20 protein-coding genes are annotated in these 21,979 nt (G+C 63.5%); 12 read left to right on the top strand and 8 right to left on the bottom strand.

From position 1 onward, the window contains the following. The first annotated feature begins 13 nt into the window (after nt 1-13). The gene (locus VH499_RS01400; protein WP_332050887.1) at nt 14-874 is read left to right on the top strand and encodes a glucosamine-6-phosphate isomerase; all 861 of its coding nucleotides are present in this window, start codon (nt 14-16) and stop codon (nt 872-874) included. Here the strand turns inward: VH499_RS01400 and VH499_RS01405 are convergent. After that, the gene (locus VH499_RS01405) at nt 774-2,357 is read right to left on the bottom strand and encodes a PLP-dependent aminotransferase family protein (RefSeq protein ID WP_332050888.1); all 1,584 of its coding nucleotides are present in this window, start codon (nt 2,355-2,357) and stop codon (nt 774-776) included. The genes VH499_RS01400 and VH499_RS01405 overlap by 101 nt on opposite strands. A gap of 160 nt (nt 2,358-2,517) precedes the next feature. Between VH499_RS01405 and VH499_RS01410 the strand changes: the two genes are divergently transcribed. The 6 genes from VH499_RS01410 to VH499_RS01435 are packed head-to-tail and all read left to right on the top strand — an operon-like array spanning nt 2,518 to nt 10,463. Next, nucleotides 2,518-4,101, top strand: a complete 1,584-nt coding sequence (locus VH499_RS01410) for an ABC transporter substrate-binding protein (protein WP_332050889.1) — start codon at nt 2,518-2,520, stop codon at nt 4,099-4,101. Nucleotides 4,102-4,117: 16 nt separating this feature from the next. After that, a complete protein-coding gene (locus VH499_RS01415; RefSeq protein ID WP_332050890.1) occupies nt 4,118-5,092 on the top strand; it encodes an ABC transporter permease in 975 nt (324 codons plus the stop codon). After that, on the top strand, nt 5,092-5,931 hold the full coding sequence (locus VH499_RS01420) for an ABC transporter permease (protein WP_332050891.1): 840 nt from the start codon (nt 5,092-5,094) through the stop codon (nt 5,929-5,931). The genes VH499_RS01415 and VH499_RS01420 overlap by 1 nt, the downstream gene beginning before the upstream one ends. Then, nucleotides 5,928-7,580 (top strand): ABC transporter ATP-binding protein, encoded by a 1,653-nt coding sequence (locus VH499_RS01425; RefSeq protein ID WP_332050892.1) that lies wholly within the window; start codon nt 5,928-5,930, stop codon nt 7,578-7,580. Before VH499_RS01420 ends, VH499_RS01425 begins: the two co-directional genes overlap by 4 nt. Next, complete coding sequence (locus VH499_RS01430) at nt 7,577-9,262, top strand: thiamine pyrophosphate-binding protein (RefSeq protein ID WP_332050893.1); 1,686 nt, start codon at nt 7,577-7,579, stop codon at nt 9,260-9,262. Before VH499_RS01425 ends, VH499_RS01430 begins: the two co-directional genes overlap by 4 nt. Continuing rightward, nucleotides 9,165-10,463, top strand: coding sequence for a Gfo/Idh/MocA family oxidoreductase (locus tag VH499_RS01435; RefSeq protein ID WP_332050894.1), 1,299 nt, complete (start codon nt 9,165-9,167; stop codon nt 10,461-10,463). The genes VH499_RS01430 and VH499_RS01435 overlap by 98 nt, the downstream gene beginning before the upstream one ends. Nucleotides 10,464-10,552: 89 nt before the next feature. On the opposite strand, the gene VH499_RS01440 is transcribed toward VH499_RS01435, so the two are convergent. Continuing rightward, entirely contained in the window at nt 10,553-11,497 is a 945-nt protein-coding gene (locus VH499_RS01440; protein WP_332050895.1) for a tyrosine-type recombinase/integrase, read from the bottom strand. 1,190 nt (nt 11,498-12,687) lie between these two features. Between VH499_RS01440 and VH499_RS01445 the strand changes: the two genes are divergently transcribed. Continuing rightward, nucleotides 12,688-13,707 (top strand): hypothetical protein, encoded by a 1,020-nt coding sequence (locus VH499_RS01445; RefSeq protein WP_332050896.1) that lies wholly within the window; start codon nt 12,688-12,690, stop codon nt 13,705-13,707. A gap of 206 nt (nt 13,708-13,913) precedes the next feature. Here VH499_RS01445 and VH499_RS01450 read toward each other — a convergent pair whose 3' ends face one another. The 4 genes from VH499_RS01450 to VH499_RS01465 are packed head-to-tail and all read right to left on the bottom strand — an operon-like array spanning nt 13,914 to nt 18,085. After that, a complete protein-coding gene (locus VH499_RS01450) occupies nt 13,914-15,452 on the bottom strand; it encodes an amidohydrolase family protein (protein WP_332050897.1) in 1,539 nt (512 codons plus the stop codon). A gap of 40 nt (nt 15,453-15,492) precedes the next feature. After that, the gene (locus tag VH499_RS01455) at nt 15,493-16,308 is read right to left on the bottom strand and encodes an ABC transporter permease (RefSeq protein ID WP_332050898.1); all 816 of its coding nucleotides are present in this window, start codon (nt 16,306-16,308) and stop codon (nt 15,493-15,495) included. Further along, nucleotides 16,280-17,062, bottom strand: coding sequence for an ABC transporter ATP-binding protein (locus VH499_RS01460; RefSeq protein ID WP_332050899.1), 783 nt, complete (start codon nt 17,060-17,062; stop codon nt 16,280-16,282). The genes VH499_RS01455 and VH499_RS01460 overlap by 29 nt, the downstream gene beginning before the upstream one ends. Nucleotides 17,063-17,083: 21 nt before the next feature. After that, nucleotides 17,084-18,085: an ABC transporter substrate-binding protein gene (locus VH499_RS01465; protein WP_332050900.1), complete on the bottom strand. Its 1,002-nt coding sequence runs from the start codon at nt 18,083-18,085 to the stop codon at nt 17,084-17,086. A 731-nt stretch (nt 18,086-18,816) separates the two neighbouring features. Here VH499_RS01465 and VH499_RS01470 point away from each other — a divergent pair. The 3 genes from VH499_RS01470 to VH499_RS01480 all read left to right on the top strand — a co-directional run bounded on the left by VH499_RS01470 (nt 18,817) and on the right by VH499_RS01480 (nt 20,230). Beyond that, nucleotides 18,817-19,200, top strand: a complete 384-nt coding sequence (locus VH499_RS01470; protein ID WP_332050901.1) for a hypothetical protein — start codon at nt 18,817-18,819, stop codon at nt 19,198-19,200. A 371-nt stretch (nt 19,201-19,571) separates the two neighbouring features. Next, complete coding sequence (locus VH499_RS01475; protein WP_332050902.1) at nt 19,572-19,790, top strand: hypothetical protein; 219 nt, start codon at nt 19,572-19,574, stop codon at nt 19,788-19,790. Between the two features lie 227 nt (nt 19,791-20,017). Continuing rightward, complete coding sequence (locus VH499_RS01480) at nt 20,018-20,230, top strand: hypothetical protein (RefSeq protein WP_332050903.1); 213 nt, start codon at nt 20,018-20,020, stop codon at nt 20,228-20,230. A gap of 84 nt (nt 20,231-20,314) precedes the next feature. Here VH499_RS01480 and ligD read toward each other — a convergent pair whose 3' ends face one another. Beyond that, complete coding sequence (gene ligD / locus VH499_RS01485) at nt 20,315-21,148, bottom strand: non-homologous end-joining DNA ligase (protein WP_332050904.1); 834 nt, start codon at nt 21,146-21,148, stop codon at nt 20,315-20,317. A 188-nt stretch (nt 21,149-21,336) separates the two neighbouring features. Further along, entirely contained in the window at nt 21,337-21,642 is a 306-nt protein-coding gene (locus VH499_RS01490) for a hypothetical protein (RefSeq protein WP_332050905.1), read from the bottom strand. A gap of 149 nt (nt 21,643-21,791) precedes the next feature. Here VH499_RS01490 and VH499_RS01495 point away from each other — a divergent pair. Beyond that, the coding region (locus VH499_RS01495; protein ID WP_332050906.1) for a hypothetical protein at nt 21,792-21,979 on the top strand (188 nt) is incomplete at its 3' end.

Consider the following 21,979-nt stretch of genomic DNA (forward strand, 5'->3'; position numbering starts at 1 on the left):
GAGGAGGCCCATCTTGGAGAGACGTGACTATCCGCCCGAACTTACCTTGCCGCCCGAGGCGGTCGGCAAGGGTTCGCTCATCGGGTTTTCGGTGGTTCCGGACGATGCGGCCCTGATCGAGCGTTTCGTCGCGACCATGCTCGATGAATACCGGAAGGCGAAAGCCGTCGGGCGTGAAAAGGTCGTCTACATCGTTCCCGTCGGCCCGGTCGGTCAGTTCGAGCGACTTGCGGATCGCTGCAACGCGGAACGCCTCTCGCTCCGAGATCTCGTCATCATCAATATGGACGAGTACCTGACGGCCGACGGGCGGGCGTTCATTTCGATCGACGACGCCCTGAGCTTCCGACGCCACATGAAGGAGAAATTCTACGGAAGGCTCGCCCCCGAGCTTGCGCCACCCGTCGAACAGCGTCTCTTCCCCGAGCCTTGCGACCCGGCAAATGTCGGCCGGGCGATCGAACGCTGGGGCGGGGTCGACGTTTGCTTCGGCGGGGTCGGAATCACCGGACACGTCGCCTTCAACGATCCGCCCGAGCCGGACGAGGTTTGTTCAGCCGAGGAATTTGCGTCGCGCCCGAGCCGGGTGGTGCGCCTCAGCCGCGAGACGGTGCTGATCAATTCTGTGACCACCGCGCGCGGCAATCTCGATCGTATTCCGCGCCTCGCCGTCACCGTCGGCATGAAGGAGATCCTGGAGAGCCGCAAGGTGCGGCTATTCATGAACCGGGAATGGCAGACCGCAATCTTGCGCAAGCTGTTGCACGGCGCGGTCACGCCGCGCGTACCCGCCTCGCTCCTCCAGCGCCACTCCGATGCACATGTGACCGCGACGATGCAGGTGACCGCGCTTCCCGAGCCAACGCTGCGCTGAGGCCCGCACCGCGCAGCACGTTCCTGAGGCGTCGCACGCCTTCGTCGATCTGCTCGCGCGAGAAGGCGCCGAAGCCGAGGAGCAACCCGGGCGGCAGAGGCCGGGTGATCGCGAACCGAGAAAGCGGCGCCAGTTCGAGGCCCGCCGCCGCCCCGGCCCGGGCGATCTTGGCGTCATCGAGGTGGTGCGGCAGCCAGGCGACGAGTTGCAGGCCCGCTTCCGTCGGGCGGATAGCCAGCGTATCGCCCAGATGACGGTGCACGGTGTCGAGAAGGGCCGCCTGTCGCTCAATATAGAGCTTCCGCATACGTCGCACGTGGCGCGCGAAATGGCCCTCGCGCATGAAGGCGGCAAGGAGCGCCTGCTCCAGCACCGGTGAGTGTCGTCCGGCGATCGCACGGCCACCGATGAAGGCGTCGACCAGCGCATCGGGGACGATGGCGAAGCCGAGGCGCAGGGAAGGGAAGATCACCTTGCTGAAGGTGCCGAGATAGATCACACGCCCGCCACGATCGAGACCCTGCAACGCGGCTACGGGGCGGCCGTCGAAGCGATATTCGCTGTCGTAGTCGTCCTCGATGATCCAGGCCCCGCTGCGGTTCGCCCAATCGAGCAGCTGGAATCGCCTGCTGAGGCTCATCGTCACGCCGAGCGGGAATTGCTTCGACGGGCAGACATAGACGAGCCGCGCACGAGGCGAGCAGCGCTCACCCTCGGCAACGACCAGCCCTTGCGCGTCGACCGGCACGGGCCGGACCTGCGCTCCGGCTGCGGCGAGCGCACTGCGCGCACCGGGATAGCTGGGGTCCTCCAGCCACGCCTCATCGCCGACGTCGAGCAGCACGCGAACCGCGACGTCGAGCGCCTGCTGCGCGCCGGCGAAGACGATAATGTTGTCGGCGGTGCAGCGTACCCCGCGTGCGAGCGCGGCGTGATCGGCGATCGCCTGGCGCAGCGGGAGGTAGCCCTGCGCGTCGCCTTCGCCGAGGAGCTCGCGGCGGGGATCCGCCGCCAGCCGTCGATAAAGCCGCGCCGTGAGGGTCGCCCAGAGGCGAACCGGGAAGGCGTCGATCGCAGGATAGTTCATCCGGAATGGCACCGGTCGTTGTGCAATCCGAAATGAGACCGGAACCTCGAGAAAAGACATGGCGCGCGTCGCCCCGATCGCGTGCGCGTCCGCAGGGTACGAAGCTCCAGAGGTCGGACGGAGGATTTCCGCCATATCGAGTGGCAGGTTGCGGGCGACATAGGTGCCGGACCCGTGCAGGCCTTCGAGGAACCCGTCGCTCGCAAGTTGCTCGAATGCGTTCAGCACGGTGTTGCGAGCAACGCCAAGCGATTGGGACAAGGCGCGCGAGGAGGGGAGGCGGGTTCCGGGACGTAGAGCACCGCTGAGAATTTCAGCCCGCATCCGCTCTTGCAGCTGACGATGCAGTGCCACGGCGCTGCCGCGATCGAGTTCGAAAGCAAGCGCATCGAGCACCGGTTCGTCGTTACTCAAGCCCGGCCTCATCGTTGAAAGTGGCTCCATCCGGCTGGCACAAAGTGGACCTTTTGCTAATGCCACTCTGCTGTCAACATGACCCACCGGGAGGGGCCAGAATGGAGAATTATTCCACATTGGGCCTGATGGGGAGGTATTGATGCAGTTCAGGAGATCGTTTCTTCTCACGGCAATAGTCGGGTGCACGCTCCCCGCCGGCGTGATGGCCGCCGATCCACAGCCGACGCGCGGCGGCACGTTGAATTCGATCTTGTGGCCGGAGCCTCCAGGGCTCGTTCTCGGGCTCTGGGTCAATTCGCCGACGTTGCTGCCGGCGACGAAGATCTACGAGGGCCTCCTCAGCTATGATTTCAATCTTAATCCGCAGCCCGCGCTGGCCCGGTCCTGGGAGGTATCAGCCGACGGATTGACGTACACGTTCAAGCTGCAGCCCGGCGTCAAGTGGCACGATGGCAAGTCGTTCACGGCCGACGACGTCGTCTTCACGTTCAACGAGTTCCTGACTCAGGTCCATCCGCGCTCCCGCACAGTTTTCCAACGGACCCGCGCCAGCAAGATCGACGATGAGACCGTCGTCTTCAAGCTTGAGAAGCCGTTCGCGCCGCTCATCCGCAGCTTTGATGCGATCGGTGGGCCGATCGTCCCGGCGCACATCTACAAAGGGACCGACTTCCGCAACAATCCGCACAACGCCCATCCGATTGGCACCGGCCCGTTCAAATTCGCCGAGTGGCAGCGCGGGCAGTACATCCATCTTGTGCGCAACGACGACTACTGGCGCAAGGGCATGCCGTATCTCGACGAGATCTACTACCGGCTCATTCCCGACAGCGCCTCGCGCGCCCTCGCACTCGAGAACGGCCAGGCGCTGCTGGCGACGCAGAATGACGTCGAGCTCGCGGACGTCGGCCGCCTCAAGGCGATGCCGCATCTCGCAGTGGAAACCAAGGGCTGGGAGTGGGGCGCGCCGATCTCCTGGATGACATTCAACCAGCGTCGGAAGCCTTTGGACGACAAGCGGTTCCGCAAAGCCGTAATGTACGCGCTCGACCGCAACTTCATTCGAGACACGATTTTCTTCGGTCTTGCCAAGGTCGCGACCGGTCCGATCCACTCTTCTTCGCCGTTCTACGACGCGAACGTGCCGAAATACGAGTACGATCCCAAGAAGGCCGAGGCACTTCTCGATGAAATGGGGCTGAAGCGCGACGCCAACGGGTTGCGGGCGAACATCAAGCTGTTGGGCCTTCCCTACGGCGAGGTCTGGAACCGGTTCAACGAGTACGTCAAGCAGGCGCTGAAACGCGTCGGAATTGAGGTCACGATCGAGTCGACCGACGTCGCCGGCTGGGGAGACCGAATTCGCAACTGGGATTTCGACCTGGCGGTCACATATCTCACAACCTTGTCCGACCCGGTGCTCGGCGTGGCGCGAAGCTACATTTCGAGCAACATCAAGAAGGGCATGCTCTTCAACAATGAGTCAGGATACTCGAACCCCAAAGTGGACGAGCTCTTCGCGAAATCGGAGACGACTGTCGACGAAGCCGAACGGAAGAAGATCTTCTCCGAGCTGCAGCGCATTCTGGTCGACGACGTGCCCGTCGCGTGGACGGTGGAGCTGCAATGGCCGACTATCTACAACAAGCGCCTTCACAACGTGATCATCAATGGGCTCGGCCCCAACAGCACGTTCGCCGAGGTGTATTTGACGCCGAAGTGACGATCGGGATCGCGACGTGGGCCGGCTCTCTCGGGCTCTAATCTGGATCGGGAAGTCGCTGGCGGTCCTCGTCGCGATCGTCGTCCTGAACTTTTGTCTCATCCGCCTGGCGCCGGGCGATCCGGCCACGGTGCTCGCTGGCGAGGCAGGTGCCTCCGATCCGCACGTTCTCGCCGAGATCCGCCAGCAATATGGCCTCGACCGCCCGTTGCCGGAGCAGCTTGCGATCTATCTGCGGGCCGTCGTAAGCCTCGATCTCGGGTTCAGCTACCGCAACCAGCGACCGGTCGCGGACATGATCCTGGAACGACTACCCGCGACGCTGCTGCTTACCGGTTCGGCCTTCCTCTTCGCGCTCGCCATCGGAATCGCGCTCGGCAGTGCGGCCGCCCGGCGTGTGGGGCGCTGGGTCGACAGCGCGATCTCCGTCGCAGGTCTGGTCTTCTATGCGATGCCGATCTTTTGGATCGGGCTCCTGTTCGTGCTGCTGTTCTCCGTCGCACTCGGATGGCTACCGCCCTTCGGCATGCGTTCCATGATACCGCCGGAGGGTGCGGCCGCGCGCAGCCTCGATGTTGCCGCCCATCTGGTGCTTCCGGCCCTGACGCTCGGCCTCTTCTATGTCGCCGTCTATGCCCGGCTGACCCGGTCGTCGATGCTCGAAGTGCAGCACTACGACTATATTCGTACGGCCCGCGCGAAGGGGCTTCCGGAGGGGCGGATCGTGCGGGCTCACATCTTGCGCAATGCGCTGCTGCCGGTGATCACGATCGCAGGCATCCAGGCCGGCCAGCTCGTCGGCGGCGCGATCGTCGTCGAGACAGTCTTCGCCTGGCCTGGGATCGGACGGCTCGCCTTCGATGGGCTGCTGCAGCGCGATTATAACCTGCTGCTCGGGATCTTCGTCATCTGCTCGGTGATGGTGATCTTCTTCAACATGCTGACGGACATCGCCCTCAGCATTGCCGACCCGCGGATCGGTGCCTCCTGATGCGCGAATTCTGGCAGCGTTTCAGCCGCAATCGTGGCGCCCTCGCCGGGCTGGTCGTGCTGGCGGCGATCGCCTTCGCTGCGCTCGCGGCATCCTGGCTTTTCCCCGGTGACCCATGGCAGATGAAGGCCAAGCCGATGCTGGCGCCCGATGCCAGCTTTCCGATGGGAACGGACATGCTCGGGCGGGATGTGGCCGCTGGCGTGTTTCACGGCGCGCGGGTGACACTCACGATCGGTCTCGCGTCGACAATCTGGGCGACGGTGATCGGCGTTCTTCTGGGCGCGGTGTCGGGTTACGCCGGAGGTCGCGTCGATGAGGCGATCATGCGCTTCACCGAGTTTGTGCAGACAATCCCGAGCTTCATCCTCGCGATCCTCTTGGTCGCGATCCTGCAGCCCGGAATCAGTTCGACGATCCTCGCCATCGCGGTCGTCACCTGGCCCCCTGTCGCCCGGCTCGCGCGGAGCGAGTTCCTGGCGTTGAGGCAGCGCGAGTTCGTCGCTGCAGCGCTCACCATCGGCCTGCCAGCGTGGCGCGTCATCCTGATCGAGATTCTGCCCAACGCTGCTTCATCGATCATCGTCATGGCCTCGCTGATGGTGGCGACCGCGATCCTCACCGAATCGGCGCTGAGCTTCCTCGGGCTCGGGGACCCGAACCTCATCAGCTGGGGGTATATGATTGGCGCCGCCCGCGCAGTGATCCGACAGGCCTGGTGGCTGAGCGTCTTTCCAGGCGCGGCGATCTTCCTGACCGTTCTCGCCATCAATCTGGTGGGGGAGGGGCTGAACGACGCCCTCAACCCGCATCTGCGGCGCCAAGGCCGGCCACGATGAGCGTTGTCCCTGTGCTCGCGATCGAACGCCTCGTGATCGATCTCCCGGCGGGCGCCGAACGACGCCACGCGGTCGACGATGTGAGCCTTTCCCTCCATTCCGGAGAAATCCTGTGCCTCGTCGGTGAGTCCGGATCCGGCAAGTCGATGACCGCCCATGCGGTCACTGGTCTCTTGCCGGACGGTGTGAAAGCCGGGGCCGGCCGCATTCTTCTCGAGGGCCGCGACATTCTCGGGCTCGGCGGCCATGAGATGCAGGCGATTCGCGGCGGCCGCATCGGCATGGTCTTCCAGGAGCCGATGACGGCCCTCAATCCGGTGATGCGGGTCGGCGATCAGATCGCCGAGATGCTGCGCTTTCACGGTGTCGCGGATCCCACCCGGCGGCGCGTCGTTGAGCTCCTCGCGGCGGTCGGACTGCCAGAGCCCGAGACGCTTGCCCGGCTGTACCCCTTCCGCCTGTCCGGGGGGCAGCGCCAGCGTGTCATGATCGCGATGGCACTGGCGCTCGACCCGGCCGTCCTCATCGCCGATGAACCGACGACGGCACTCGATGTGACGACGCAGGCTCAGATCCTGGATCTCTTGGGTCAAATCCAGAGCCGGCGGGGCATGGGCATCCTCTTCATCACGCATGATTTCGGCGTCGTCGCCGAGATCGCGCACCGCGTCGCGGTGATGCAGGCGGGCCGGATCGTCGAGAGCGGCACAGCCACCGACGTGCTGACCCGCCCAGCGCACGCCTACACGCGGCAGCTCATTGCCGCCGTACCGCGCCTGCAGCCGGCGCGGCCGCGCGCGCCGTCGAGCCGCCCGGTCCTGCTTGAGGCGCGAGGTATCGAGAAGACCTTCAGCGCCCCGACCGGCCTCTTCCGCCCCCGCCGCATCGTTAAGGCCGTGGACAACGCGGGCTTCGTGCTTCGCCGCGGGGAGACGTTGGCGGTCGTCGGTGAGTCAGGCTCGGGAAAGTCGACGCTGGCGCGCCTCGTCATGCGGCTCATGACCGCCGACGCCGGCGAGATTAAGCTCAGTGGCGTCGAGGGCAATCTGCTCGCCCTTCCGAGACGCCGTTTGCGGCGGGCGCGCCGGCGTCTGCAGATGGTGTTCCAGGACCCCTACGCCTCGCTGAATCCGCGCCGCAAGGTGGGCGACATCATTGCCCAGGGGCCACTCTATCACGGTATCACGCCGCGCGAGGCGCGGCGTCGCGTCGACGAACTGCTCGAGCTGGTGCGGCTCGATGCCAGCGCCGCCGACCGCTATCCACATGAATTCTCCGGCGGGCAGCGTCAGCGTATCGCAATCGCCCGTGCGTTGGCGCTCGAGCCGGAACTGCTCGTTGCGGACGAACCGGTCTCGGCGCTCGATGTATCGATCCAGGCGCAGGTGCTGGCGCTCCTCGACGACATCCAGCGGCGCCTCGAACTGACGATGATCTTCATCACGCACGATCTGCGGGTCGCGGCCCATGTCGCCGATAAGGTCGCCGTTATGCGCCGCGGCGTGATCGTCGAGACGGGACCGGCCGCCGAGGTGTTGGAGCGGCCTCGCCACGAATATACGCGCTTGCTTCTGAGCTCGATTCCAGGGCGCGCCTGGATCGCCTGCGAGGCGGGCGCACAGGACGCCCGAGGAGAGACGATGCAATGACAAGCAAGACCATTTGGCGCGCCGTCGCCGAGGCGCTGGAGGCGGAGGGCGTCGAGTACGTGTTCGGCCTTCCCGGCAATCCGAAGCACCTCATCTACGACCTCACCGAACGCACGAACATCAAATTTGTTCTCGTGCGCGACGAGAGTTCCGCAGTCGCCTGCGCTTATGCCTATGCGCGCCTCGCGCGCCGGCCCGGCGTGGTCTTCTCCAACCCGGGGCCGGGTATTACCAATCTCGTAACCGGTCTCCTCGAGGCGACCTCGGGGTCCCTTCCGGTGATCGCGATCAGCAACGGCGTCGTGCTCGCGCATGACGGGCGCGGCGCCTTCCAGGAACTCGATTCCGTGGCGCTGATGCGCCCGGTGACGAAATGGGCGACCCGCATTGTCGATCCGGCGACGACCACGTGGACGCTGGAACGCGCCTTCGCGCGGGCGACGAACGGTCGCCCGGGACCGATCTACATCGAAGTGCCTTCCGATCTCGCCGACCGCGCAGTCGAAATGCCAGCCTATCGACCGGCGATGCCGCGCCATCGCACACGTCCCAGCGAGGAGGCGCTGGAGGCGGCCGGCTCTCTTCTCGCGAAGGCGCGGCGGCCGCTGTTGCTCTGCGGCAGCGGCGCCGTGTGGTCTGGGGCCGCAAGTGAGGTGAGGCGACTGGCCGACACGCTGGGCGCGCCGGTGTTCACCACGCCGGGAGGGCGCGGCATCATCTGCGAGGACGATCCGCTCGCGCTCGGCCAGGTCGGCCTCTATTTCACGGCACTCGGCAAGCGCTACTACGACGAAGCCGACCTCATCCTGTCGATCGGCTCGCGGTTGGAGGCGTTTTCCACAAATTCCTGGGCGCACTGGCCGGAAGGCGCGCGCTTCATCCAGGTGGACATCGATCCCGAAGCGATCGGGCTCAATTGGCGACCCGATGTCGGTCTCGTGGGCGATGCCCGTCTCGCCCTTGCCGAACTCGGCCGGGCGCTGCCGCTGCTCGATGGCGATGCGCGCCGCGAGCGGCTCGACCGTCTCGCCACAATGAAGCGCCGCTTTCTCGAGGAGACCGGCGCTGAGGCGGTGCGGAAGGAGAGCCCGATCCGGGTTCCCTATGTGCTCGCCGCCGTGAACAAGGTGTTCGGCCGCGACACGATCCTGTGCAAGGAGAACGGCGGCGCGGACCTGTGGTGCTACTACTGGCCGTGGTACCGGGTTCTTGACATCGACTCCTGTGTGCCGATGGCGGAACAGACGGCGATGGGCATGGGTGTTGTCGGCACGATCGGCGCCAAGCTCGCCCGTCCTGACCGGAAGATCGTCTGCATCACCGGGGACGGCGCCATGAACATGGCGATGATGGAGCTGGCGACCGCCGCGGAATTGAAATGCGGCGTTACCTGGGTCGTGCTCAACAATCGTGCACTCGGCTGGGTGCAATACAATCAGCTCCTGAACAACAAGCCGTTCGTCGCGACCCAATTCGAAGTCGCAGCGGATTTCGTTCGGATTGCCGAGGCCCAGGGCTGCCGCGGCTTTCGCGCCGTCGCTTCCGATGAGGTTGAGCCGGCACTCGAGGCATCCCTCGCGGCGAATGCAAGCGGCATTCCCGCGCTGGTCGACGTCTCAATTCGCAAACACGACTACCCGCAGCACTTTCAGGACATCCACAAAGCGCGTCTGGACCACTGATCATGCGAATGGAGCGATTCATCAATTTCGCCGATACCGGATCATCAGGCGCCGGCGCGGTCTTCCCGGTTGGCTCGATCGGTGGGATTGGCGCGCTGAGCGAGCCGACGAGGGCGCGGTCGACCGGGAACGCGGTGCGGCGCTTTCTCGAGCCAGTGCCGTCGCTTTGGCCGGGCGAGCGATGATGCGCTTTACACTCGCCGGATACGGGGCTTGGGGGCGCCTCCACGCGCAAACCCTGCAGCGGATGCCCGAGGCCGAGCTGTGCGCGGTCTACTGCCACGGCGACGCCTCCGCTGCGGCCGCCGCCGCCGAACTGCCCGGCGTGACCGTCTACCGGGACTTCAGGCGCATGCTGCAGGAGGTACCGGGCGAGGCCGTCGATATCGTGGTGCCGAACGTCCTGCACGCCGACTTCGCCTGCGCCGCCCTCGCGGCGGACCGGCATGTGTTCCTCGAGAAGCCACTTGCGACAACGGTGGCCGATTGCGATCGCGTGATCGCTGCCGCCCGAAGCGCCGGTCGCGTCGTTGCCGTCAATCACGAGCTGCGGGTCTCGCAGCAATGGGGCGCGATCCGGCGCGAGATCGCGTCGGGCGCCATCGGGCGGCCCCGCTACGCCAGCTTCACGCTCTTTCGGCACGCCTTCCGGTCCGGCTCTTCGGGGTGGCGGCATGACCCCGCACGGGTCGGATCCTGGATCCTCGAGGAGCCGGTGCACTTCTTCGATCTTCTCATGTGGTACTTCGCGGCGGTCGGCGAGCCGGTCGCGGTCCGAGCGCGCGGCAACGGCCCGCGCGCGGCAGAAGGCATGTACGAGAATTTCAGCGCAAGCATGATCTATCCTGAGGGCGAGTTCATTACCGTCTCGCAGTCGCTCGGCGGCTTCGAGCACCACTGCACGCTTGAGATTGTCGGCGACGCGGGTGGAGTTCGCTCCTGGTGGGCGGGCGCCACGGCGCGGACGGGCACGCCGAGCTTCGCGACCAGAATCAGTCGCCGCGGCGGGGAACCGGAGGCGCTTGTCGCGCCGCATTCAGGCGAAGTATTCGAGCTCGAGGAGATGTTGCGAGCGGCGATCGCTGGTTTCCGGCACAACTTGGCGCCCGTGAGTGCTGAGGAGGCGCGCCGGTCGATCATCGCCTGCCTTGCGGCGGAAGAGGCATGCCGAACAGGCGATGTCATCAGGCTCTTATTTTGAGATTCCTGAGTTAAGGCGATCGTGATCGGCACGTGGGACTGAATCGACTCGCTGCGAGGCCTTGCTGTGGGTCGCGAAGCACGCCAATTCTATTGTGCGCTCTCCTTATTCGCTGCTGCCGGCAGCGGCAGCTTGTCGACCACTGCCCGCCGCACGTCCGGCACGTCATGCGCATAGGCCATATAGCTCTCGACGGTAAGCCAGCCGCCCTGGTCCATGCCGACGCGGACCGGGGCCTGCAGGGCCATGGTGGTTGTCGCCAGAAGGTGACGGAACCAATGCTGGGTGATCTGCCGCATGAGCCGGACGTCGGCCCAGGCCTGACCGATCGTTGCGCGCGCCTCGTCACGACGACCTTGGCGGCGCAGCTTGAGGGCGAGTTGCACGGCTTGCTGCCGGCGGGTGCCGATCGCCTTGCGTTTGGCGTTGCTGAACGCAGTCCGATTGTGGCCGCTGAGGTCGTTCTCGGTCTTGTAGGGTTTGCCCGCCTTAGTGAGGAACAGCGGACCCTCGCGATCCCATAGTCGTCCGCGCTTCTTGAGGTACTGGCGCAGCGCATCGCCGGCGGCGGGATGCAGCGATGCCGTCACCGGCTCGCCGGACTTGGTGGTCGGGAATGTGATTTGCTCCCGTCCGTGGGCGAGGACAACGTCGCACAGCCTAGGCTTCAGCACGGCGGAAACCCGCTGGCCGGTGCTCCATTGGACCCAAAGCTGCGGTTTCAAATGCCAACCCGCGTTGTCGATCAGGAGCATGATGAGTTCGGGCCGCCACTCGGCGACCCGCCGGCGTTGGCGATGTCTGGGCTTGCGGGCTGCCGCTTCGCGCTCGAAATGCGGCATCGTCTTGTCGCTGATCCACTGGCGCGGCTTCGCTGCGCACCAATTCAGGAACGACATGAAGCCATTCAGATAGCGCTCGCGGGTCGAGGAGGCGACGTCGATAGTTTCGCTGTCCACAAACTTCACCCATTCATCGGCGGCGATCTCGTTCATCAACCGGACCCCGAAGCGGCGTACGATCGCTTTGGTCATCGAGATCTCGCGCCAAGAAGGCCTGCGGCCATGCGGACGGTTTCGATGGAGATACCTTTCTAGCGCGATTGGAAGGGGGCAGCTGGGCTGGATGCCGTGGATGACCTGGTTGCGGACCTCGAGCGCCCACGTATCGCGGAGCGTCTCGGCCTGCCCGATTGTGTCGGGGACGGCTGGAAGGCCAGTACCCTTTCTAATGCGGACCGAGCGTCGGCCGCCGTCAAGGCCTCGAAGGCGCACGGTGCCGTGGACGTGCCAGGTCCCGTCGCGTTCGACGATCGCAAGGCCCGGTCCCCGCCGTGCTGGCGCCCACTTTGGGCGACGATTTCGGCCTCCAGGGCCCTGTACTCGCTCTCCGACCATCGCTTCGACCTGCCGACGTAGTGGTGACATTGCAGCTTCTGCTCGCGCGCCGGCCTACGGCCGTCCTCTGTCAGACGAGATTGCAGCCAGCGCACCGACTTGCCAAGACGCCGCGCGACCTGTTCGGCCGGTTGATGTTCTAGACGGCCCAGCTCGGCCTTCTTGAAAAAAATCATACCTATCGAGCCGGCTTGGTAAATGCGGCGAGGCGGCAATGGGACGGCACGCCCGCAATTCGGTTGATAGGTAGTTGTCGACGTTCACCGTCGGTTTTCATGTCGTGCTCCACTCCAAGAGCACCTTTTCATCTATCTGAAATATCTGTGTTAGCAAAAGAAAAATGGAGTCGAGGGGACCATTGTTGGCAACGGGTGTGCCCGGAAGAAAGAGTGAGGATCCGCCTCGATCAGCGATCTGCGCAATCAATTGCGCGAACTCGAGGTCACCACCACCGGAGCGGTCGAAGTCATTCGGTCAGTCCGCCCCGACATCCCGAAGAGGAGATGGGATACTCTCGGTTCAGCTCCAAGCTCGATTGGCGCAATTGATTGCGCGAGTTACTGGGATTTCATTCGTTCCGCAAACATCCTCGGGCCGATAGGAGCGAGGCGGTGATTACAGATTAAGGTGAAGCCTTGACAGCCGCGCCCATTGCGATACGCACGAGTGTGCTTCTCGAGGAAGAGCACATGCCCGCTTGTCAGTTCGAATCCACTGGCCCACCGTTCCAGCGCGCTGGAACGGTCTGCACCTGCGTTGCTGTTTTCAACGACCCAGCTCTAACCAGCTGAAGGCCCAAGTACCCCGAGAAAGAGAGAGAGAGAGAGATGAATTCGCCGAATACCTCAGTGGCGGAACCGAAGAAGTGTGCCCTTGCCCAAGCCGACCACAACGCGCTTCCCTCTAACAAGCCCCCGCAGCTGTTCATCGACAAGATCAGCATGACCTTCGGTGTGCAGGACGCAGAACATCAAAAGTACATCAGCGGTCAGCTGATTGACCTCCCCAAGGACCATACGACTGGTTGGATCAGTGCTACGAAGGGGGCTTATCTATATGCAGCGAGGCTCCATCCCCCGAGCGGCTCATCCGGCAAGGCGGCAACTCCATGGGCCTCCGACTATGTGTTCCTCCAGGCACATCCGCGAAATGGCCAAGGCGGATTCCTTCGCATCGAGTGGAACCCTGCCCGGTTCAGCCCCACTCAGATGGCCAACGTCGTTGCGCAGTTCGATGATTACCTCGATCTACCCTGGTTCACGTTCTGGGAGGCCAAGGTGACGCGGCTGGATATTGCCGTTGATCTGCCTGGCATCCGGGTTGGCGACTATGTCTTTGATCGCAAGCAATCGCCCATTCGCCAGTGCATCCTCCGGAAGGCACATCTCGAAACCATTTACCTTGGTAAACGCGCTCGCGGACAGGCGCGGGTGTACGACAAGCAGGCCCAATTGGGGGGCGATCCCTCTGCGATCCTTACCCGCGTCGAAATCGCTGCCGCTCCAAATCGCATCGCCGAGGCCCTTTACGACCTGAAGAACCCATTCCTCAGCCTGCAAGTCTATGATCTCAAGAAGGCCGACCTGCAGCTTGGCGCGCCGCATACTAGGGCACTCCATCTCGCCCTTAGAACACAGGGCCTTCTGGCACTGGACGACTTGTTCCCTCCCGTGGCGGCCAAGGAAAACGCGAAGCGCATCAAGGCGAGCACACCGTCGTTCTGGCAGCCGGAGGCTCTGTGGGGTCACTGGCCCACCGCCTTGGAGGGCGCTTTGCCCGCCAAGGGTATGCCCAAATCCTGCTACGGCCACTTCACTGAGCCTGGGCCTGCAGCGAACGCAGCCTGACCGTTAGTGGCTGAGCCCATTTGCGCGCAATCAATTGCGCAGGCTGAGCCGCTGTCGATGGGCTTGCGCAATTAATTGCGCACGAGACCAGCCATTCTCCATAGGTCCGGATGTCGACGCCCCTCAAAGACGCTTTGATGTGGCTCTGAGTTGCTGAACGTCGGTGAAATCGCTCATATCGCGCGCAGAGATGACGCTCCAGACCTTCAGTGCGTATGGCTGCGCGTGGCCTGATGGTCGTAGTGGTAATGCGCGCCACCGAAGCGGTCGATGTGCAGCGGCTGCTTGGCGAGGCCGGGGCAGAAAGTGCCGACAATCTTTTCCAGCTTGCCGTAAAGCGCCCTGGCCGGCTTGTTGGCCTTCTCCAGCCGTTCGCGTGATTTCTCTGCCTTTCGGACCAGATCCGCAACATCGACCGTGAGCAGCTTCCTGTTTTCTACCACCATGCGTCCGCCGATCATCACCGAGTGCACGCCGGTACCATCCTCCGTGTGCACGATCTGGTTGGTCGGGTCGTTGCACGGGATCCAGTTCACCTGTTCAAGGTCGAGGAAAACGATGTCCGCCTTGTAGCCTTTCTCCAGCCGGCCGATCCGGTCGCCTAGGCCAAGGGCGCGGGCGCTGCCGACGGTGGCCGCCTCCAGCACCTCCTCGGTGGTGATCCAACGCTGCCAGTCTGCCCCCTGGACCTTGGAGACCATGGAGGCAAGCCGCAGGTTCTCGTACATGTTCTGGTTGTCCGAGCAGCTCGCGCCGTCGGTGCCGATGCCGACATTGACCCTGGCGTCGAGCATGCCGCGCATATCGGCGAGCCCGTTGCCGAGCCGCATGTTGGAGCCCGGATTGTGCGAGACCGAGGCTCCCTTGTCGCCGAGCCGCTTCATGTCGTCGCGATCGAGCCAGACGCCGTGCGCCACGGTGAAGTTCGGCCCGACAAACCCGAGCGAGTCCATGTAGGCGGTGAGCGTCGATCCGTAGAGGTGGTAGCCCGCGATCACCTGCACTTTCGATTCGGCCACGTGCGTGTGCAGGCCGGTGTTGTAGTCCTTGGAAAGCCGCAGGCAGGCGAGCAGGAACTCGCGCGAGCAATGATGCGGAATGGTCGGCGCCACGGCGAGGCTCACCCCCTTGCCGCCGAGCTTCCAGGTTTGCAGGGCCTTCCTCATCCGCCCGACACTTGACTTGTAGGGTGCCAGGCGAAAGCGTTCGACGTCCCTCCTCAGGCCCGGCGGCAGGCGGTCCATCAGGCCGGGAATGGCCTCGAAGAAGGTGGTGTCCGCAACCATAGGCGCCAGCACGGCTCGCATGCCGACATCCACGTAGGCCTGGCCGATCGCCTGGAGGCCGTCGACCGACGGCATGGGGAACTCGACTGCCAGGTCATAGGCGGCAGTGCAACCCTTCAACACCATTTCAGCGGCGCCGATCAGGCTTGACAGGTACTTGTCCTCGAGCGTGCGGTTGCCGCTCATCCAGGGTCCCGCCGTGAGCAGCAGCTCGAGCGTCAACCGATCGCCCATGCCCTTTGCCAGGTTGCCGTGGCTGTGGGTATGACCATTGATCAGGCCGGGATGCAGCAATCGGTTCCTGGCATCGATCACTTTCGCTTCGGGCGGCACGGCCATGCCGGGCCGGCCGATCTTGGCGATGGTATCATCGTGGATCAGTATGTCGGCCTTAGGCGCGGCGTGGCCCCGGATGTCGAGTACACGTCCGCCACGGATCAGCGTCATCCTTTTGGCCATTTTGCCCTCACTTCAGAGACAGCCCTCAACAGGACGACGGTCACGAGCTCACCTGTGCGTTTGCGCTCGACCACGGGAAGAACACGCGCTCGACGATCACCACGATCTGGAACAGCACAACGCCCATGATCGACAGGATAATCAGCGCGCCGAATGCCACCGGTACCCTGAAGAAGGCTGTCGACGTAACGATGAGAAAGCCCAGTCCCGAATCGGCGTTGACAAACTCCGCAACCACGGCGCCGACCACGGCGAGCGACACCGCGACCTTGAGGCCCGCGAATATGAAGGGGATCGCGAAGGGCAGGCGAATGCGCCACAGCTCACTCCATTTCGAGGCGCGGCAGGCGCGGCTGAGCTCGAGGAGCTCCGGCGGCACGGACATCAAGCCGGTGGCGACCGAGATCACCAGCGGGAAGAAGGCTACAAGGACCGTGATCACGACTCGCGGAAGCTCGTTCGAGCCGAGCGCCACGACGAGGACCGGTGCAAGGGCAACCTTCGGAATCGACTGCGTCCAGACGAGGAAGGGATAGATCGTGCTGGCGACGGCAGGCGAGGCGGTCAGCAGCACCGCCAACGGCAGGCTGACGACGATGGAGACGCCAAAGCCCAGTAGCACGGTCTTCAGGGTCGCCATCGTGTGGCCGAGGACGGCCGGCCCGATTGCTATTGTGTCCGTCCAGATCTGGCTCGGGGCAGGAACGAGATACGCCGGCACGCTGAAAGTCCGGCAAATTCCCTCCCACAATACAAAGAACGCCACAGTCGCGAGCAAAGGCACCACCACCTCGCTGAGGGCAGCCGCAGGCGGCTTGCGCCGCCTTTCAAGCGGCGGCGCGGCCTGGACCGACATGGCGCTCCCCGAAGATCAGCTCGCGGATGCGACGGCTGGCGTCATGGAACGCGGCGTCGCCCTCCACATGGAAACCGCGCGGTCGCGGTACGTTCACTTCTATGATCTCGACGATGCGGCCGGGTCGGGGCGACATCACCATGACGCGGTCGGCGAGCACTACGGCCTCGCTGATAGAATGGGTGACGAACAGCACTGTCTTGGGCCGTTCGCTCCAGATGCGCAGCAATTCCAGCGTCATTTCTTCCCGGGTCAGCGCGTCGAGCGCGCCGAACGGCTCGTCCATGAGAAGGATGTCGGGGTCGTGGACCAATGCACGGCAGATGGCAACGCGCTGCTGCATACCGCCCGAGAGTTCCTGTGGCGACTTGCGCTCGAAACCACTGAGGCCGACCAGCTTGATCAGGGCGGCGGCCTTGTCAGCGCTGGTCGAATCGATCCTGTGCATCATGCGTAGCGGAAACAGCACATTGTCCATCACGCTGGCCCACGGCAGCAGGGTCGGAGCCTGGAAGACAATGCCGGTCTCCGAGCGTGGCTCACGGATCGGGACACCACCGATCGAAGCGGTACCCATGGTCGGCAAGATGAGCCCGGCGACGATGCGCAGGAGGGTGGATTTTCCGCAGCCCGACGGCCCGACCAGCGTGATGAATTCATTGGCATCGATCGAGACCGAGACGTCCTTGAGAGCCACGACCTGATCGCCATCGCGCGAGTTGAAGACGCGTGTCACGTGGTCAAGCAAGATCACGGGCGCGTTCCTCCTGACTGCCTATTTCTGTGGCAGGAGGCTTGTGTCGATGGCCTGCTTGTAATCCCAGTCTTTCTTGAGCTCCTGCGCTTCGGCCACCACGTCCCAAGTAAACTTCAGCCGTTCCGGGCTTTCCTTGCCAAAGCCAAATTCCTTGGAGTGGTCGTTGAATACGAACGACATTGTGGCACTCAGGCTGTGGGTGCAGTCATCGAGCTGGACTTCGGGAAAACGGGCGACGTGCAACTTGCACGCTTCGTCCGGATTGTCGCGCGCCCATTCGAAGGCCTCTTTCGTCGCGGCGAGAAAGCGCTTCACCAGATCAGGCTTCTCCTTGATGAGCTTGTCGGTGCTGATCAGGGTGGCGGCGTAGATCTTGAACCCGACCGAGACGAACGGCAGCGCTACCAGCTCCTCGCCCGCCTTCTGCGCCGCCTTGTTGATGTAATAGTAGTGGATCGAATAAAACGGCGCGGCATCGATATTCTTCGCGATCAACTGCGCCGCCATCGCTGCGCCATCCATGTTCGTCCAGACGATCTTGCTGGGATCTGTCCCGGCCCGCTTGGCGACTTCGGGGAAATAGAAGCGATGGCTGTTGCCGGGCGTGATGCCGATCCTCTTGCCTTCCAATCCCTTGAAGCTGGTGATCCCCGAGCTCTTGAGGACGAAAAGCGAATGAGGCGACTGATTGTAAAGGACCGCGATCGTCTTGAGCGGGACGTTGGTGCGCGCCCGCGCGGTAAGCACCGCAGCGATATCGGCGACACCGAAATCGGCCGCGCCGCCGGCCACCTTGGTCACCGTGTCGCCCGAGCCGTAGCCGCGCGTAATGGTTATGTCGATGCCATGCCTGGCATAGATCCCCTTACTCCAGCCGCCGTAGTACATGGCGTGCTCGCCCGATGGGATCCAGTCGGTCTGAAAGTGCACCTTGTCCTGTGCGAATCCAGGAGAGACAAGCGAGCTCGCCGTCAAGGCGACGACGACGGCAGCAACGCTACGCAAGAATGATGCGCGCATAGACGTCTCCCTGAATTTCATTGTCAGTCGAAGTAAAGCAAATTCAGGTGGGCGCGGCCAGATGTGGTGGAGCGGGAATCGGTACGCTGGTCACCATGACGCGGCAGTATCTAGTGTAGGGCAGAATAGGGGCGCAAGGCACGAAGTAGACCCCGATTTAAGATTACTGAGCGGCGGCGCAGGCCGCCCTCATCTCGGTGGATCGAATGCTCCGCGGCTCATCGCGCATCTGCGACTTCATCGACAAGCCCGGCTCAAGTCGGCAAGCACAAGGCCACCACGAGTTCTGCGCCATCAGGCCAGGCTGAATCCTGATATCCGGATCTCAAATCAGGATTCTGAAAAGTGCCAAGTTGAAAAGGATTTGCGGGTCTCCGAGACGCGTTGACCTGAACCGGGTCGAAGGTGAGCTGCACAATCAATTCCGCGCGCTGAACCGGCCTTGAAGAAGCCGAAGCAGCGATGCCGACATCGGACGCGAAAGTCTGGCTCCAAGGCGGGGTCAATGTATCGGACGTTGATCGGCATGGCCCAAGTCATGGGCTTGTGTCTGATGGGCCGAGAGCAGCAACCCGGACGATCCACAGCGAAGCCGCGAGCAGCTTCGACGCATGAAACGCTCCATCTTTAACCGGCCAGCAAGCGAGCCGATTTTTCTTGAATATCGTTGTTATTTCAATTGCTTAGAGAGGTCAAAGCGCTACGCAAAGTCATCACCTCAGGAGGGTTTGATGACCAAGCGACCGTTTATTGGCAGCGGCTACCTCAATCTGGACTTGAGACCACTCGGCATCGACGCCAAGAGATTTGTACGGGTCTTGTACCAGTACACTCCGGCATGGCCCTATTACGACCCGGCACAAGGAAAGGAGGTCACAGTTAAAGCCGGGATCGACATTGCTTTGGACACTCGTCCCCGGCGACCAGTGCAGCCCGTCGATCATGAAGCGACAAAAGACCTGGTCTGGTTTTCGATGGACATCCTGCTCGTACGGCATGTGCTGACGGTCGGCCTCTACGAGCGAATTTGCGAAGCCATCGACACCTTCGCCAGGGACGAAGATCGGTCACGTCGAAGGGCGGCGGGCGCACCGCCGCCATCCGACTTGCATTGAGCTTGGTCGGCGGCAAGGGCGCCGGGACCGGCGAGCGACACCGGCATCTGGCCTCGGGTCCACTCCCGATCTCATTTGTGCAATCAATTGCACAAACAACTTCGCGCAATTGATTGCACTCGCTGCCGGCGTCACCGCCTTGGTGAACCCGCCCACCCTCATCACGGCCGGAACGCCCCGTTGAAGGTCATGACGAGAGAGCCTGACGGTGCAATAGCCCGAAGGCCGGCGCCTCGCCGACCAGGCCCGCCAATTGGGCTTGATTCAGGAAAGAGGACGCGCCTCCACGGCTGTTTCTGCCCCGTGATGGGTATCAATTCTGGAGTCGGTCTGCCTATCGCTTGGGCTATGCCAGTCAGCGAGAGTCGGCCATGGACCGCGCGTGGCGCCGGGGTGACAATCTCTATCGCTCATTGGGCGGGACTGAAGATTGGCGCGACGGCCTGTCCGCCAAGCCCAAGTGGATGCGCTGGAAGACCTACGAGCAAAAAGCGGCAGAGCTGGAAGCACTGTACGAGAGGTACGATGGCGCGTGGCTGACGGGTGTGTCCCGGCTCCTTGCGCGGCCGGCATTCCGGCGCGGACCGTAGCGAAGCAACGACGATGCAACTGAAGCGGCAGGTGCCATCGCGCTCTTGCAGTTGGCAACCAGAGTGATCCGCAGACCCGGCTCGATGAGCTCAGAGCAACCCGCCCAGACTTGCCGCGCCGTTTTCCGCCTACTAGTAGACTACCGATCGAGCAACGCCTGCACGCTTGCGGCGTTAATTCAGGAGCGGTTGTGCAAGCAGCCTTTGAGCACGATCTGGAGCAGGCCATGCCGACAACGAGAAAGAAAGGCAGGAAGCGCGCCTCAAAGCGCGAGCTGATCGACACCGGCACCAGCAAGCTGTTTGTGCGACGCAATGCACGCGGCACGTCGTTCAAGAAGGTGGTGGATGTCGGCCACTCGCTCTCAGCCGACAGGCGCCATCACGCGCGGCGGACAGTGGCGAAAGGGCAAGGTGACCGCGGCGACACTCGCGGGTGAATTCAGCCAGGCGAATAGCCGACTCGGAGCCAGGTACGAGCTGGGGGCGGCTACCGTGGCAGGCGACTGTCCTTCTTTCAGTGATCAGTTCCGGGTCACTGGTGCCGCTCGAATGACTTCCCTAGCCGGTTTATCTTCACGCTGGCCTTGGTACGAGACCTGCCGGAGAAGGCCGTCCTCGGTCCAGGTCAGATAGGTCACCTCGACCACCACCTCGGGCCTGAGCCAATGGACGCGCGAGAGCTGGAGAGGAGAGCCGAAGCGAGACTCGCGCGGCGGTGGCTCGTCAAGGGGCGTCCGCGGAATACCGAGCGGCTTGAGGATTCCATTGAGGCGCTTCAGCTCCACTGCCTTCATACCCGTGCCGGCCCTGCCCGCGTAGAGCAGCCGTCCGTCCGGCGTGTAGTAGCCCAGGATCAGAGCCCCGATATGGCCGCGACTGCCGGCAGGGTCGGTCCAGCCGACGACAATGAATTCCTCGCGGTTGAGGCACTTCGACTTCACCCAGAGGCCGCGGTCGCCGGGTGCATATGGCCTGTCCACCCGCTTGGAAATGACCCCCTCCAGCGACATCTCGCAGGCATGCTTCAGGAACGAAGGGCCGTCGCCGACCACATGGTCGCTGAAACGCAGGGAGGGGACGTTCTTGCTGAATAGCAATTTCAGGCGCTTCTTGCGCTCGATCAGCGGCAAGGTTTCGGTGCTCCTGCCCTGCAGGAACAGAAGGTCGAAAGCGAAGAAGATCAGCTCTTCGGTATGGCCTTGATCCATTGCGGCCTGAAGTCGGCTGAAGGAACTGATACCTTGACCGTCCGGGGCGCAGAGTTGGCCGTCGATGTAGGCCGACTTCACAGGCAGCGCTGCCAGTGCGCCAATTGTCGCCTTGTAACGATGCCAGTCGAGCCCCGTGCGGGTCAACAGTTTGATGCGGCCACCTTCCATACGGCATGCATGCGGTAGCCGTCGTATTTGATCTCGTGCAGCCAATCGTTGCCGGCCGGCACCTGGTCGACCAGGCGCGCCAATTGTGGCTTGATCCAGGAAGCCAGGAAGGAGGACGCGCCTCCTCAGAAAGACTCGGTGTCGCTCGGCGCGCCATCGTCAGCTCAGGCCCGGCCTTGGTCGTCCATGGCGAGACCGGAGGGATCCCGGCCAAATCGGACCGCATAGGAACTCTCAGGGTAGAGCCTGAGCGCGGTCCGGTGAAGCCATAGGGCGACCGTGCCGTCACCTGCCCAGCGCTTGTCCGTGGCGGGAATCAACCGACCGGAAGAGCGGATCCCGTTCAGCTCGTCCCCGATCCAGGCCCGCAGCCCGCACCAGGCGAAGCTCTGCAGCCCGGCGTTGATCTCGTTGTCGTGCAACGCCTCGATCACCTTCTCCAGGCTGAGCTTCGGACCTTGCGGGGCCAACGGTTCGATCCGCTCATCCCGCCCGAAAACCTGCTCGCGAGCGAACCGCGCCGCCTCGGCCGGTAAGTCCGAATCGTCACGACGGAAGGTGGTCCACCCTTCTTTTCCATGCGACTCCAACGTGTTGGGGTCTGTTAGGCTGCCACGTAATGTGCAATCTCTACACCTACCGCATGATGCCCGAGGAGATGGCCGGGCTGATCGCGCACTTCAAACTGTTCGGCCGGCAGTTTGCTGACGTCATGCGCATGAAGAACGATCCCGACGCCGACGTCTATCCGAACCGGCGGGCGCCCGTGCTGGTGATGAAGGACAGCCAGCCTGTGACCCGCACCGA

Source organism: Reyranella sp. (assembly GCF_036558665.1).
Classification (GTDB): Bacteria; Pseudomonadota; Alphaproteobacteria; order Reyranellales; family Reyranellaceae; genus Reyranella.

Bases quoted from the DNA above. Each gene is read 5' to 3' on its own strand.
- VH499_RS01410 (WP_332050889.1), top strand. From the start codon at position 2,518: ATGCAGTTCAGGAGATCGTTTCTTCTCACGGCAATAGTCGGGTGCACG.
- VH499_RS01435 (WP_332050894.1), top strand. From the start codon at position 9,165: ATGCAAGCGGCATTCCCGCGCTGGTCGACGTCTCAATTCGCAAACACG.
- VH499_RS01480 (WP_332050903.1), top strand. From the start codon at position 20,018: ATGCCGACAACGAGAAAGAAAGGCAGGAAGCGCGCCTCAAAGCGCGAG.
- VH499_RS01455 (WP_332050898.1), bottom strand. From the start codon at position 16,308: ATGTCGGTCCAGGCCGCGCCGCCGCTTGAAAGGCGGCGCAAGCCGCCT.
- VH499_RS01420 (WP_332050891.1), top strand. From the start codon at position 5,092: ATGCGCGAATTCTGGCAGCGTTTCAGCCGCAATCGTGGCGCCCTCGCC.
- VH499_RS01475 (WP_332050902.1), top strand. From the start codon at position 19,572: ATGGACCGCGCGTGGCGCCGGGGTGACAATCTCTATCGCTCATTGGGC.
- VH499_RS01470 (WP_332050901.1), top strand. From the start codon at position 18,817: ATGACCAAGCGACCGTTTATTGGCAGCGGCTACCTCAATCTGGACTTG.
- VH499_RS01425 (WP_332050892.1), top strand. From the start codon at position 5,928: ATGAGCGTTGTCCCTGTGCTCGCGATCGAACGCCTCGTGATCGATCTC.
- VH499_RS01465 (WP_332050900.1), bottom strand. From the start codon at position 18,085: ATGCGCGCATCATTCTTGCGTAGCGTTGCTGCCGTCGTCGTCGCCTTG.
- VH499_RS01445 (WP_332050896.1), top strand. From the start codon at position 12,688: ATGAATTCGCCGAATACCTCAGTGGCGGAACCGAAGAAGTGTGCCCTT.
- VH499_RS01450 (WP_332050897.1), bottom strand. From the start codon at position 15,452: ATGGCCAAAAGGATGACGCTGATCCGTGGCGGACGTGTACTCGACATC.
- VH499_RS01430 (WP_332050893.1), top strand. From the start codon at position 7,577: ATGACAAGCAAGACCATTTGGCGCGCCGTCGCCGAGGCGCTGGAGGCG.
- VH499_RS01440 (WP_332050895.1), bottom strand. From the start codon at position 11,497: ATGACCAAAGCGATCGTACGCCGCTTCGGGGTCCGGTTGATGAACGAG.